The following is a 14,827-nucleotide window of genomic DNA, read 5'->3' on the forward strand; positions in this document are numbered from 1 at the left end:
ATACATTTCCCAATCAGCTATATTAAAAACTTATTACAAAAAGCGGCCTATGCCGGCCGCTTTTCGCATCTGATTCTATTCATTTGGGATGGTCTTGTCTCGCAGTTTCGCAGTTCCAACCAGCCCATAGACTTCATTCCATTTGTGATGCGTCATCGATTCGGATGCGGACCGTTTGGGTCCAATCGTGATCTGGGGTCCTTTGTGTTCCCTCATCAGACCGCACAATATGGTGATGCCTATGACGCTGAGCCCAGTAAATACATACATCAAACGCATGATAACGTTCCCTGAACCACTTTCCGTAAGCATGCCATGAATCAACAAACCAGCGAACGTCGGGTACGATAGCACCCGGAACGTGGAACACCATTTCCGCCCCAGCTTGTTGCGAAGATCACTGGAAAACAATACAATCAACAGGCCGTAGAAGGCTAATGTTCCAAGTCCAAGGCTAATCCGATGGACCGAGGCGGTGAAAGGAATTAACAGCTCACGCCAAGTGAATGAACTATAATGATCTAGATATAGCGTGAGTAGATGTATCATTCCAACCCCAAAGGCAGGCCAGATTATCCGTGTACGCCACTGGAGCATGACGGCTCTGGGTTCGCCCTTTGCCATCGGTATCCTTCGAGCAACACCCAGAAATACGCCTACAAAAAGAAGAAAATAGGCCACAACACCGCTGATTCCAATGATATTCCACGTCGGCAGGTAATCTACGATCCACTGTGCCATAACCGGCTGCCCCCCATGTGTTAGACTTGTTTACCTTCTATATCAGACTGAAACGATGATCCGGGTCGAACCCGAGCCAGCATTCCGCAAGTGTCGCTGTATTGCCTCTAAAATAAATTTGACCCTCTTTAGTAATCCAGAGTACGTCGTGCCTGTCATAATGACGATTGAGCCATTTTACGGCCTCAACACTGCCCAAGATACATACCGTTTTGGCAATAATCTCGCACTGAGAGGTATGCTTCCCAACCACCGTACATTGCAAAATGTCTGTGTCCGCTGGTTCCATGGTCCGGGGATCAATTAAATGATGGACTGTACCTCTATGGTCACACTCCGCCTGCTTCGGAGAAATGCCAGATGTGGCAACAGCTCCATTCCGTATCCGAACTTCTCCGGAAAGGTCCTGCTTGTGTGGAATAGGGCTGGTCACCTCAATCCTCCAAAATGGATGATCGGCCGTTCCCCATACCTGGATATCCCCGCCTGCGTTAATCATTCCCGCATCAATCTTCATCTTCTGCTGAAGCCAGTCTGCAACTCGTTCGACAGCCCATCCCTTCACAATTCCTCCGAGATCAATCTCCGTTCCCGGGTCCAGATGAACCATTCGACTGCCCTCTCGTTGTATCCAGGTGGGCCGACTGTAGTCCAAGGTTTCTTGCTCTGCGTTAGCCGCGTCCATTTTTCTTGCACCGATCAGACGATCCAGCAATGGCCGATGAGATGCTCTCTTCGACAAACGAAGGGCTTTGGAGATGCCTGGCTGAAAAATGCCCTCTGTCTGCCCAATATATCCGTAAGCCAGACTAAGTACTTCATCCATCGCTGCCGACACAGGCATCCACCCTCTACTATGGTTCAGACGGTTCAGTTCACTGTCCACTACAAAACGACTGAAGCGCTGCTCCTGCATTTCAAACCAGCTTTTCACGAGAGTTGCCGCGTGTTCCGCTTGTTCTCTGTCTGCACAGAGTTGAACGTCAATGTTCGTGTTCATGGCACGAAACTCGAAATGAAGTGCACGAGAAACCTGCTCTGTACGACTCATGATGCACCCTTATGTGACTTACTATTGTTGTTGTTATTTTTATTATGGTTATGGTTAGTCCCGGAGTCTTTGATCTTCTCCTTTTGTGCCGACTGCTGACTCGGAGAATCCAAACGTTCACGATTCACGTGCTCATCTGGTAACGCTCGGGATGAATCCGTCTGCGTAGAGACTACCACTCCTGAATCTGCTTTATTCGCTGATGCATAAGCAATATCAAAAGCATCCGAAGTTCTTACATATTGAAAGAGCGCAGCCACGGTCAATGTAGCTGCCGCTGAAGCCTGCCATCTCCGCCACTCGTTCCGTTTACGTCTTGCCATCGCTCATCCCTGCTTTCTATTACGAATTTATATAGTTATATCTTAGGCAGGCTGGCTTAAAAGAAGATGAATATACCGTTAATAGCGGCTAAAGCTTTGGAATAGATCGTGATTATAAAAAAAAGAGCAAGGATACACTGGCATCCTCACTCCTGGTAATAATCCGTTTGATTATTCATATTCGTAAACGCATGGTATTTTCCCAAAAAAAGAAAGTTCTTGTTCACTTCAATTCTACTGATGATATTGAAAATAAATAATGCCGTCCGGCTGCTGCACTTGTCTCGCCAAGTCACGCCGGATGAGTTCCTGCAAGTGTGCCAGCGTCTCACTCATTGCAAAACGCAGCTGGTGGGTTCCTAGCCGTTCACCAAACAGGTGCAAACATATATCGTACGCATGAGCGGGACTATCCTGCAGACGTTCACTCAGCTTCGCCAGACGTTCTTCATGGTGAGCAAGCAGTTCCGCTGTACGCTCTGTAAAACGGGTAAATGGATTTCGGTGCCCCGGATAGGCTCGCTCCACCGTCAACTTATTCAAACGAGTCAAACCATCCATGTAGGACAGTAACGGCTCCGGATCGCTCCCCGGCTGCAAGCTGACATTAGGTGAAATCTGTGGCAACACCGCATCTCCGCACAATATTTCCCTGGATTCAGGTGCATAGAACGACAGATGCCCCGGAGCATGTCCCCCCGTCTCCACAGCGATCCACGTTTTGCCTCCCATCTGCAGCTGATCACCATCCGCAATGTGTGTTACCTCTGGAAGCGGGGTAATCTGTGAAATAAACGTATGCATATGTTCTTTAATTTCAACCGTCTTATACTCCGGCATCCCATGTGTACGATAATACTCAGGTAACCTTTCAGCTATGATCGCTCCAGGTCCCCACATATAATCCGCTTCCTCCTGGGAGCGCGCCGACATCAACACGGGTACACCGCTCATCTGCTGCATCCATCCAGACAATCCGAGATGGTCTGGATGATGATGGGTTAATACAATTTGGTGAATGTCTTGTAATGTCAAGCCAAGTCCCTCTAGTGCGTCACGCCATTCCTGCTCTGTCTCTGCTGTTCGAGGGCCGGGATCAACAAGGGTCACCTTGCCATCTGGTTCGGTTAAAATATAGCTATTCACCCATCGCAGCGGAAAAGACATCGTAATCTGTATACGATGCATGCCTTCTGGCATAGTTAATTGTTCAGCTCGTGTGCGTTTCATCGTCACCCCTCCTATATATGTAACCGACCAATCGTTCACCTTTACAGACGATGTCCTACAAAAATCATGCGTGGCGAAGTCTGTTCATCATATTCCTCTTCATCGTAACCACCATGAACCTGATCCACCTGAAGCCCTGCTTCCTGAATCATGTCGCTAAGCTGCTTGCGGGAATAGAGCTTGACACTTTCCTTATAGATGCGCGGTTCAGCCCCAGCTGCGATGTCTGTGATCCGAATCTCCTTTTGCACAAAACCATCCTGAATTCTACGAAATTCCTCAATCCGCTGCCCCTCATCCTCCCGAGCCGAGTGCGGAACCAAGTGTTTCTTCACGTAAGCTGTATTGATAAAATCAATAATAAACTGGCCTCCCGGCCTTAAAAGGTCATGGATGGCACGCAGCACTTTTAACTGCTCCACATCCTGTGGAAAGTATCCAAATGACGTGAACAAGTTAACGACCGCATCAAATCCGCCCTCCAATGGAGGTTTGCGCATATCGGCATGAACCCACCTAACCCGATGTTCGGTATCCAGTTCCCGAGCTTCCTTAAGAAGTACATCTGACAAGTCAACTCCTGTCACCTGTAACCCGGCGTCTGCAAGCGCAAGAGAATGCCTGCCCATGCCACAACAAAGATCCAGCACTTCCGCCCCCTCTCGGAGCTTGAGCCAATTAATCATTTTATGTACTTCCTCATACGCACCGTGTACATCCCGATGTTTATATACAAGCAGATAATCTTCTCCAAAACTCTCTTCGTACCATGCGGTCATGAAGCTTTTCGCCCTCCATATTGTCATCAGCCCATCTACGCCCCTACGTTGATCTGCTGGATACACCAGTGGATTAATCTTAATCACTACGCTTGTATGGGGCTGAGATTAGGTCATTTCAAGTTATTGTAACGTTTTATGTCGGAAACTCAAAATAGCCGTCTACCGCCTCATTGAATGCCTCCAACACGCACGATATAATGTTACACATGTCACACCCCTGCGAATCGGTTAAATATAAATAACAGGAGGTGTTCTTATGATTCGTATTGGACTCACCGGATGGGGTGATCATGATGACCTCTATCCAAACCGTACCAAAGCAAAGGACAAGCTCAGTCTGTACGGACAATATTACTCTACGGTAGAGGTAGACAGCTCCTTCTATGCCGTGCAGCCCCGGGACCGGATGGCCCGCTGGGTCGCGGAGACACCCGAGTCGTTTTCATTTATCGTGAAAGCTTACCAAGGAATGACCGGACATCTGCGTGGCAAGCCGTACTTTAACAGCACGTCCGAGATGTACAAAGCGTTTCGGGAATCACTGGAGCCTGTCATGGAGGCTGGCAAAATGCAAGCGGCCTTGTTTCAATTCCCACCCTGGTTTGAATGCAGCCGGGACAATGTGAATGAACTGCGGGAAGTGAAGCTCCGTATGGAAGGCATTCCGTGTGCCATTGAATTCCGCCACCAAAGCTGGTATGAAGACAGCATGCGTGAACGCACGCTTCATTTTCTTAGGGAACAAGGATGGATTCACAGCGTCTGTGATGAACCCCAGGCAGGGCCAGGCTCTATTCCTATTGTGCCGATCGCAACAGATTACCAGATGACGCTGGTTCGTATGCATGGACGAAATGTATCCGGCTGGCAGCAAAACGGTGCACCAAACTGGCGTGAGACACGTTATCTGTACCGATACAACGAACAGGAACTACTCGAATGGAAGGGTTATCTGGAACAACTGCAGGAGCAGAGTGAAGATGTATTTGTTATTTTTAACAACAACTCCGCCGGAGACGCCGCCGCCAATGCACACATGATGATGGAGCTGCTTGGCCAGCCTGTCACACCTTTCCCTGACCGCACTGAGCCTGAAAAAGAAGAAGGGCCGGAGCAGCTGGAGCTATTTTAGATATTTTATACAAAGATTATCTTCGAAGGATAATTCAATATCCTAACGTTAAATGGGTAGAGAGGGAGTAATTAATTTAATTATCTCCCTCTCGATTCAAGTATGATTTACACGGGGGTATTGAAACTTGAGAGTATAACTCATACGGGGATCGTGAGCGTATAGTTCATCTTGTCTTAGTCCCCCGATTCATTCGGCACTGGGTGCGAGGGTAAAAGAAAGACCTCGAGGATTGCTGCCCCAAGGTCTAATTACCAGAAAGAATACAATGTTTATCTATACTTCCCAAAATACTCATCTGAAAATTCACCATCAACTGTATACTCAACATCATAATAGTACTGTTGAATTTCTGTCTCTGGATGAAGTAGTTCAAGACAAACTCTAAAAAATGGATAAATCCGATCGTGGTTATTAATATATAGCTCTGTGCACTTATAACGAATAACATAATCTTTTAGCTTCATGTTATTTGTTAATTTCTGCTCCTCTTCTTTCAAAAAATTTGAATCACTGTTTAATAATAATTCTTCAAATAATTTGATTGATTTTTTTTTAACATCTTCAAAAATATAAGCATTATTAAAAGCTTTCTCAAGTTCTAATAGATTCACTTTTTACCTCCCATTACTTCTTCCCACTTGTAATATAATCAAACACTAAATTACCTTTATCATCCACTCTACCATATACCCTTACATGATTAGGAGCCTTCGCTACTTTTAACTTATACGTGTACAAGTTTCCTTTATGGCTCAGTTGCTCATTTTTAGAAAGGAAGATAATACCGTTATCATTCGAGCGAGTATTTGCAAGACCTTTTTTCATTGCACGATTAAATTGCTCATTAAGACCTAGTTTTTTTAACTCTTGATAGGTGTCTCGTTTAATCCAACGAGAATCAGGTAGACATGAATTATGCGTCCAAACTCTATGGTTAGATACAAAATACGAATGATAATCCTTTACCATAAAATTATAGACAGTCTTATGTTCTTTCTTAACCTCAATATTCTCAATGATCAATTCCTTATTGTCCGAGGTTAACAGGACATTCCCCACCACAAGGTTTCGTGCTTCCACCCAGCCTTTGCCGACAATCCAATACGGATGCTCATCAGTCGTCGTTATGACTTCGCCACCAACAGTAATATTATACGTTTCTTCAACATCGCGTTGGAAGAGCCATTCAACTTCCTTGTAAGCCATCTCACCAGTTTCATCATCCTTGGCGAGAACCTTATCTCCGACTTCAATGTCTTCGATATTCTTCTCACCTTTGTCTGTTAACACTTGGGTTCCCGCTGTGAAACAATTGCAATCCTTTGCAGCTTTTTTAATCAGTTTTTTTCCTGCAAATTTTATCGTTTGCTTCACTACCACTTTCGCTATTCCTGGTATTCCTCCACCAAGATCGTATACAACACTGTCGTCTTCAGATGCACAATCAAAACAGCCTGCAACCAGTTTCTTTGTTTCAGTATCATAATAAGCCATCTGTGCATCTAATTGGGCTCTTGCCCACTTTCGTTGTCCTGGATTTCCTTCATACCATAGTCTTTCCAGATAATCATATTGATTTTGGAGAAACACGATTTTGTTCCCACTAGGGTCCACATAAATCAACGGATTATTATGCACATACGTATAAAGATTCTGACTCAGAGGATTCGTCAATTCCCCTTCATACGTATCCTCACTGATGAACCGCCCAACACTAGGATCATACCAACGCGCTCTTAGGTACTGAAGTTCAGTTACGTCATCCCAATACTCACCGGCATAACGCAGAGCGTTCGGCACTGTTTCCTCTGTCGTTTCCGGATTGCCCCAAATGTCATACGTATATCGATTCAATATGTTACCGGATGCGTCCCGAATTTCGGTGACATCCCCGTGGCCGTTGGTTACGTAGGACTGGAGCTGGTTTTCTCCAGCGATCTGCCGGGCAGTCAGTTTGCCAGCAGCATCGTAGACATATCCAGTCGTGATCTGCACCGCTCCCTCGCTATTTACCGTGCCTTCCGCCAGCAGCAATCCACGATCATCATAGTAATAACGGGTGGTCTGACCTCCTGTGCTACGCTCGGTCATCAGACCGTCTCCATTGTAACGGTAGCTTACACTCTGGTCGTTAACCACGGCTCCCGTCAATTGGTTACGGGCATCGTAAGTATAGGATGCTGATGCAGGCGGACTCCACTCTCGTTCACTCTCCAGACTGCTCCGATTATCCCGCACATCATAGGTGTACGTTTCATTATACTGGCTGGACGTTTGAATCCGGTTCAGTTTGTCATAGGTGAATTGAGAGGCGATTCCCTGATCCGTTTTGCTGGTGATATTCCGGTTGTTATCATATGCATAGCTGTAACTCGGACCGTTTGTCCCATTAAACGTATGGGTGAGTCCATTCAGGTTCAGGCCATCGTAGGTATAGACTTCATTCCAACCCGACTCTGTACTTTTTTGTGCCAGACTATTGTTACCTCGGTACGTATAGGTGAAGCTTCCAAGGGGTGTCTCACTTCCACTTGTTAAGCTCAGCGATGCCGGAAGTACAGCGGCCCCTTGATATGTCATATCCAGGTTGAGCGTATAACTTCCTTGCTGGAAGCTCTGACGTGTACGCGCGCCTCGTGCATCGTAACCGAGTGTTAACGTTGCTCCATCCGGGTACGTCATTTTCTCCAACTCACCGACTGGTGTGTACTGATATTGGGTGCTTCCGATAGCATCGGTCATGCTTGTTCTCCGGCCCATGGCATCATAGGTGTAAGAGATCGTTCCGTCACTGGCCTGGTTTTCCATCAGGAAGTTCCGGCTGTTGTATACATAGGTGCGTTCTTGCCCTTTGCGGTCCAACATCTTCGTGACATTGCCATTCGCATCATACGTATATGTCGTGACTTGCCCCAAAGGATCGGTTTGTACGAGCAAACGGCCAATTTCATCATAACGTTTATGCATGATCTTACCATCTGCATAGGTTACTTGAGTCAGATCACCACCGAGGTTGTACGTATAACTTGTCTTTTTATCCTCTGCATCCGTTACTGAGACGAGACGGGACAAAGCATCATAGTCGCTGGTGGTCACGTTACCATTCCCGTCAGTGACGGAGGTGACATTGCCTACGCTGTCATACGTGTACGCGGCCAAAACTACGCTGTCGCCGGCCTTAAGTTCTTCCTTTTTGATCACTTGCCCCATCTCATTGTAGGTCTCGCGAATCCGGTTGTTTTCCCCATCGGTAATGGTCACCGTTCGCGAAGTATCATCATAAGTCATTTCGGTAGTGGACGTTCCATCCTGCTGACGAACAATTCGATTGAATGCATCATAGGAATAGGTCATCGTTTGTCCTACTGCATCCGTCTGGGCGATCATTCGGCCATACGCATCGTACGTATACGTCGTGCTGCCTCGTTCATCTGTTTCGCTGGCTAACCTGCCCAGCGGATCAAAACGATATATCGTTTGTCCAAGATCAGGTTTCGTTACCGTTATGGTATTATTCACATCATCGTAAGACAAGGTCGTCATGGTTCCATCCGGATTCTCCTCCGAAATGATCCGTCCCAGCTTGTCATAGCTTGTGGTCGTTATATTCTGATTGCCATCGGTATAACTGCTCATCTCCCCAAAGGAGTTGTAACCTGCTTGCAGCGTAATTGTCGAATTATTCCCTGCAGCATCCGTTACCTGAACCTCCTGCTGGGTAGGCAACATAGACTTGTAACCGAACTGCTGTCGAACGATCGTATCTGCTGTATCCCCCTTCAGTTGGTACACAACCGGGTTGCCGAAGTCATCGTATTGATAATCCGTCTGTTGCAGAAGATTACCTTCACTGTCCCTTATAACAGACTGTGTCAATGATCCGGTAACTGAATCGTAACTATAATTGGTTGTTGCTAGTTGATTATTACCGCCTGTTTCAGTCCTTTGAGTAAGGACAATGACTGGAGATAAGTCATACCCGCTTAAAAACTTCATTTCGTAGGTGGAATTAACCGTAGCTCCAAGGGGATTCGTTTGGGAGATGACCTGCCCCCAATCATTATATTGGAGTGACGTCACCGCTGCACTGGACCCCCCGCCTGTATCGTACGATCGTTCTTCAATCCTGGTTGGCACACTCCGATAAGCGGACTCATTATACATGTAGGATGTAACCCGCTGTTGATCACCTTCTATGGCACGGGCGTTGATTTGGGTGTTATAGATCACGTCCGGTTTGTTAAATGCGACAAATTGTTTCTTGAAACTGTAGTCCGTTCGGGTCAGGCCGTCCTCCACCGTTGTCGTGAACGTATTGTCTTCTCCATATACCGCGCCAATATCACCGCTATAACTCACATTGATTTGACTGGTTACTTCCTGTCCTTCTGGAGTAATGTAGAATACTTTGCGTTGCTCATATCGAGGCTGGGTTTCAACGCCCACTGAACCCAGCTTTCTCAGTACAGTCTCACCGAACGTGTATTGTGTCATCGCTTTGGTTGGATGCTCAATGGAAGCCAAAACGAGCCAGTCATTCCATCCCCAATAGACCTGCTGATTTTCTCCCGTATAATCCTTGAAGGAATCAATCAGATTGAAGAGCAATCCATTCCAACGAAGATATCCGTATTTTGTTATTCTACCTTCTGGATCGATGACGTGATCAAGTATGCGCTGAGTACGATTGTTGCTCGTCACATTACGTGTTTTATAAGTAACGACCCGATCATTAAAAGAGACTCTTACCTCGTTCGTGCCATATGAGAAATCCATGGTCTCAACTGGCTGCCCCTTCCCAGCCCGGGTCATCACAAAGCTTAGTACGGTGCCGTATTCGAAATTCGTGGTGTAATAAAATTCAATGGTGTTATTGTACTGATTAACCATCTGCAGAATGTTACCAGCCTGATCAAAATAATGAACAATACCGGTATTGTAATCGTTTAGAACATAATGTGCTTTTTCCCCTGAAACGTAGAGATCAGAGTGTACAGGTCCAAAGTCCAGATTATCCCACGGATATCCTGCTAAACCGCCTCTTTCAGAATCGGCAAATGTGCCAACGCCAGGAATGTGTACATACGTTCCACCACCTTCATGCTTCACATAAGGCAGATCCCAGGTCCAGCCTTTCCCAATCGGAAACTTTTGCTCCTCTGCTGTCGATTCAGTTATATTTTTAAAATCAGGGTTAACCCTTGCATCAATTCGGTCTTTACCCAATGAACTGTCATATTTGCGCCGCAACGTAAAATCAAAACCGTTTGGCCCGGGCATCACCAGATCTACCACACTAATGTTAAGTGAGCCGTCACTCGTGGATATGCTGTCATCCACTGATCCAATTCCATAAGGAGCCTGATCATATTTGATCGCTTGACGCTGTAAGGCAATATCATCATACCCGTTGGCCGCGAGCGCAAATGCTTGAGGTAATGCATACACCTCTTCTGTCACCGATGAAGGCTCTGATGTCTCACGATCATCATAAGTCACCTGTGTGACGGATGGCTCATCCACCCGGCCCAGTGAACCAGGTTTAATATCATGGGTCATAGCTTCTGGACCATCTTTTAAGGAATAGACCTGGGCATCTGGATATTTCTCCTGTATGTACGCTTCATAGGAACTTCCTTGTTCCTGAGCAAGCAAGCCCTGATAGATTTCATTCAATTTATAGCCTTTGCCAAGTTCAAAAATGACCCAATCCCGTTCGACTTTAAAACGTTCAGACACCGTTGTAATGGTAATCAGATCATTGGAATCGACTGTGCTTCCCAACGATGGGAGCAGTGCGCTATCACTGTAAACACCTTCTGTCACACTCCGGGTATCCCGCAGTGTATCACGCGATGCAGAAGCTACCGCACGCTGTATGCCAAGTTCCGGCGGAAATAATATGGATGCCAAAAAGGTGAAAACAAGCAGAATTGACAGCCTTCGTTTCATATCATCATTCTCTCCTCGTATGCGTTGTTCTTTCAAACAGGACTAATAAAGATTCGCCATGGATCGTTGGTCCCTTGTTTACACTTTGATCTCTATGGATTACGCCTCATCGTTTACCGATTGGCTACATCTTGAACAATTTTCAACAGATTCCCGTTCGTATCATACTGGTATATGTATACCTTCCCACTAGCTGTGGTCACAGAAGTTAGCCGATTGTTGGCATCATATGCATAGATTGTTTTCCCTGCTGCCTCTACCGGAAAAGCCATACACAGTAGCCCCAAGACTAACACACTTGCTCCCGCCCATTTCTTCCATTTCGGTGCTCTGGATTTGATGTTCAATGTACTTCCTCCTCTATCAATATGATTGGCAAACTCCTAAATTATAGTAATTTATTAGACGGCAATCTACAAAAATATGTATTTTAATCCATAATTCTTAGACAATTAATCCATTAGTACTAAAAAAAAGACCATTCGAGGCAATTTATCACCTCAAATAGTCTTCCAGCCCTTTTATATGAACTTCACTATATCTTCTCCATTCCTTTCTCTTCGCGACTGAAACTCTCCCTGTACTGCTGATGCATCTTATATGCTTCAACACCTGCCAGCAGCACAATGCCAATACCGTGAGTATCATTGAGATTCCAGCCGAGATCATCGCGGTAATAGAGGGTGGTAAACGAGTAACCTGACCCGCGACAGACACCATAGATGTTGCCTTTGTAATCAATAGATAACCGGGCCAAGCCTTCCCAGCCTTTTCGTACGGCCTCCCGATAAAGCCCCGGCTGCTCCAGCCAGCCTTCACGAATGCCGCGGGCGTAAGCGTAGATAAACATGGCGGTGCAGGAGGTTTCCTCATAGGAATCTGAACGATTCAGTACCTGATGCCACAGCCCATTCTTCCCTTGCATCGCCAGAACCCCGGCACACATTTCCCGATAGAAGGTTAGCAGATCTGGCCGTTTCAGATGATCCTGCGGGAGAATGGATAATAGCTCGGTTAAGGAAAAAAGCACCCAGCCGTTTCCACGTCCCCACGGAATGCCCGTTGCCTTACCCCGCACAAAATCATAGACATGGGACATGATCTGCTGATCAGGCAGGTACAGATACTTTTTGAACATCAGAAACTGATTCACTGCATCGTCCCAACAGGACATATCCCCCGTCAACTGACCATATCGCATTAGAAAAGGCGTGCTCATATACAGATCATCACACCACATCGTCTCCTGCCGCATCTCTCCGCTGCCGCGAACACGGTAAAATGCGCCATCTTGGAGTCGTTCCTGCTCATAGGCCATATAGTTAGCAATCCGGTCTGCTGTCTCTCTTCCCCCGCGAATCTCACCGAGCTCCATCGCTGCCAGCAGGGTTGAACCGAATGAGCCGCAGTCATCCAGACTGTCAATGGCCGACAACTGATTGTTAATGCCTGCTGCACCATAGACGGTCCGGTCCCATAATCCATATTGATCAAAAGCCGTACTTAGTCCAATATGCTCGCGCACATACTGGATATAATCTTCGCGTCCAAGCTCCTGACCTGTCTGGAGCAGACCCATCAGTGTGACCCCAAGGGGATAGTTCCATTTCCCATAATGGGTATTCTCAAGGTACAGACGAACATGCATTGCTGGCAGATCTACACGCCAATAGACACCCTGTGTCCCATCTTCAAATACGGTGTCCGTAACGGCAATATCTGCTGGAGCAGGCTCCGTACCCGGAATGAAAGGCCCAGTGTAAAGCCACACATCAGTGCATCCAGCTACTGGACGTGCCGGCCTCAACCTCCATCCTGCAGCAGCCGACGAATCACCATCAGCATCAGCAACAGTTTGCTCACCTTGTTCAGCTTCTGGATGCTTCAATGTAAAGCCCCAGTTCTGCTCGTCCGCTTGATCTAACTGGCCTTTTATGACGAGATCCCTTGTACCGTATCGCCTCGGAAGCTCCACACAAAAATTCCGGCTATCCGATGCAGCGTACATTTCTGTCCCATCCAGATAGAGTGCGAGGGCACCTTCATGATGACCCTGCAAAATAACCGGTGCCGTCCCCGGCACGGTAACATCAAGCTTGCACCATGCATAAGCAACAGCAGGCTGAGCTGTGCCATATATTCTGGCAAATGCTCCCTTACTTCGTTCCTCATCACTCCATGACTTGCGGGGATACCAGATGAGTCCTGTTTCTTCCTCGGTCATGCCATCACGGGGGAGAATCGATAGCAGTTCATCTACGGGCTCAGAGTAGAGCCATCCTTCCTGACCTTTGCGATCCATGCCGGGTGTTAGGAAATGCAGCGGGAAATTTTTGAATGAACCTGTACCAAAAATACCACCAAAGCCTACATCTGTTTTCACAAAACAGAGTAGCACATCATTCCATCCTTCCTTCACTTGCAAGGGAATCGGAGTTCGTCGCTCGGGAAACAGCTCCTGAAGCAGCTCCGACTTAAATATCTGTTCCCCGTTCACATAGATCATCACCGGACTATAACAGTTGAGACTTGTATTGAATGTTGCCTGCCCATCGCTCCACAGCTTGCCCCACACGTATACATACTGACCGCTTCGCGCTTCCTTGCATCGATCTGTCAGATCGAGTTCGTACCTGTAATCTCCCAATCTACGGAAGCCCTCCTCGTGACAGGCTCTAAATATGAAGGAGTGCTGCGGATGATCGCCAATATATCGCTGGGCCACTGTTTTCAGCACATCCGGGATGGAATCAAAATGATAGACCTTGTTTGCAATCGCCTCATGTTCATGAAAATACCGAATAGTCTTCAGCTCCTTTCCCATTCTATACTTGAATCCGCTCGCCAAGACGCAGTGTCTCCCCACCTCTGACCTCAAGTACCTGCTGATCTGCGGTAAACCATACCGACAACGCAGACGGATTATGAATGATTGACCTGTCTGCCGAGCATTCCAGCCGCTGAACGGCTCTCCAGTATGCGATAATCTCGCCATTGGTGGCGTACCAGATATCATCTCTGCCGCCAATCTGCTCACCGAACTGTTCGATGATCTCCCAATTATCGTTGTCGTTAAACTCATAGCTGTGACCCCAGATATAGAGCAGGAGTGGCGTGCCTGTTTTGGTGTGCTGAATAAAACGCTCGGTATAGGACGACAATGCATCGTTATGGTGACAGGTCGGATGCCATTCCAGTGGCTGCTCAGGTAAGGTAAATCGTCCGTGAGATTCGACAGTACGCGCATAGTCGATACCCAACCACGCCAACTTGGTGCTGAGCGCACGATCGTATCCTCCATTCGGATAGGCCATCCCGCGCACCGGGTAACCTGAAAGCCGCTCCAGCGCTGCCCGATCCTGCATGATTTCTTCAGCCAGCAGCTCATTCGGCACATATGGCAATGTCGGATGGGTAACCGTATGCACAGCTACCTCATGACCTGTATACAATGTGGCGACTTCCTCTGCCTCAATACGCCCGGCCTTGCCCAGCAAGCCTGAGTTGAGATTAAAGGTTGCTTTTAACCCATAACGATTACATATATCCACCAGTCTTCTGTCATGCACTACGCCATCATCGTAACTAAGCGTTACCGCTTTCATCACTCCAC

Annotated in this window: 11 protein-coding genes; 1 reads left to right on the forward strand and 10 read right to left on the reverse strand. The window is 47.0% G+C overall.

Annotated features, from left to right (window positions below; genetic code table 11):
• Positions 1-75 precede the first annotated feature (75 nt).
• The 5 genes from PQG66_RS18560 to PQG66_RS18580 all read right to left on the reverse strand — a co-directional run bounded on the left by PQG66_RS18560 (position 76) and on the right by PQG66_RS18580 (position 4,124).
• On the reverse strand, positions 76-741 hold the full coding sequence (locus tag PQG66_RS18560) for a hypothetical protein (RefSeq protein ID WP_272039284.1): 666 nt from the start codon (positions 739-741) through the stop codon (positions 76-78).
• Between the two features lie 37 nt (positions 742-778).
• Positions 779-1,792 carry an FAD:protein FMN transferase gene (locus tag PQG66_RS18565; RefSeq protein ID WP_272039285.1) on the reverse strand — a complete coding sequence of 338 codons (1,014 nt, stop codon included), beginning with the start codon at positions 1,790-1,792 and terminating at the stop codon, positions 779-781.
• Complete coding sequence (locus PQG66_RS18570) at positions 1,789-2,115, reverse strand: hypothetical protein (RefSeq protein ID WP_272039286.1); 327 nt, start codon at positions 2,113-2,115, stop codon at positions 1,789-1,791. Before PQG66_RS18570 ends, PQG66_RS18565 begins: the two co-directional genes overlap by 4 nt.
• A gap of 234 nt (positions 2,116-2,349) precedes the next feature.
• Positions 2,350-3,345, reverse strand: coding sequence for an MBL fold metallo-hydrolase (locus tag PQG66_RS18575; protein WP_272039287.1), 996 nt, complete (start codon positions 3,343-3,345; stop codon positions 2,350-2,352).
• 41 nt (positions 3,346-3,386) lie between these two features.
• Entirely contained in the window at positions 3,387-4,124 is a 738-nt protein-coding gene (locus PQG66_RS18580; RefSeq protein ID WP_272039504.1) for a class I SAM-dependent methyltransferase, read from the reverse strand.
• A 259-nt stretch (positions 4,125-4,383) separates the two neighbouring features.
• On the opposite strand from PQG66_RS18580, the gene PQG66_RS18585 reads away from it, so the two are divergent.
• On the forward strand, positions 4,384-5,259 hold the full coding sequence (locus PQG66_RS18585; RefSeq protein ID WP_272039288.1) for a DUF72 domain-containing protein: 876 nt from the start codon (positions 4,384-4,386) through the stop codon (positions 5,257-5,259).
• 272 nt (positions 5,260-5,531) lie between these two features.
• On the opposite strand, the gene PQG66_RS18590 is transcribed toward PQG66_RS18585, so the two are convergent.
• The 5 genes from PQG66_RS18590 to PQG66_RS18610 all read right to left on the reverse strand — a co-directional run bounded on the left by PQG66_RS18590 (position 5,532) and on the right by PQG66_RS18610 (position 14,819).
• Positions 5,532-5,873 (reverse strand): hypothetical protein, encoded by a 342-nt coding sequence (locus PQG66_RS18590; protein ID WP_272039289.1) that lies wholly within the window; start codon positions 5,871-5,873, stop codon positions 5,532-5,534.
• A gap of 13 nt (positions 5,874-5,886) precedes the next feature.
• Positions 5,887-11,214 carry a polymorphic toxin-type HINT domain-containing protein gene (locus PQG66_RS18595; RefSeq protein ID WP_272039290.1) on the reverse strand — a complete coding sequence of 1,776 codons (5,328 nt, stop codon included), beginning with the start codon at positions 11,212-11,214 and terminating at the stop codon, positions 5,887-5,889.
• Between the two features lie 113 nt (positions 11,215-11,327).
• Positions 11,328-11,561 carry an RHS repeat domain-containing protein gene (locus tag PQG66_RS18600; protein ID WP_272039291.1) on the reverse strand — a complete coding sequence of 78 codons (234 nt, stop codon included), beginning with the start codon at positions 11,559-11,561 and terminating at the stop codon, positions 11,328-11,330.
• A 188-nt stretch (positions 11,562-11,749) separates the two neighbouring features.
• Positions 11,750-14,038 (reverse strand): glycoside hydrolase family 88/105 protein, encoded by a 2,289-nt coding sequence (locus PQG66_RS18605; protein ID WP_272039292.1) that lies wholly within the window; start codon positions 14,036-14,038, stop codon positions 11,750-11,752.
• 1 nt (position 14,039) lies between these two features.
• The gene (locus tag PQG66_RS18610) at positions 14,040-14,819 is read right to left on the reverse strand and encodes a polysaccharide deacetylase family protein (protein WP_272039505.1); all 780 of its coding nucleotides are present in this window, start codon (positions 14,817-14,819) and stop codon (positions 14,040-14,042) included.
• Between the last annotated feature and the right edge of the window lie 8 nt (positions 14,820-14,827).

The organism is Paenibacillus sp. JJ-100 (assembly GCF_948329825.1).
Classification (GTDB): Bacteria; Bacillota; Bacilli; order Paenibacillales; family Paenibacillaceae; genus Paenibacillus.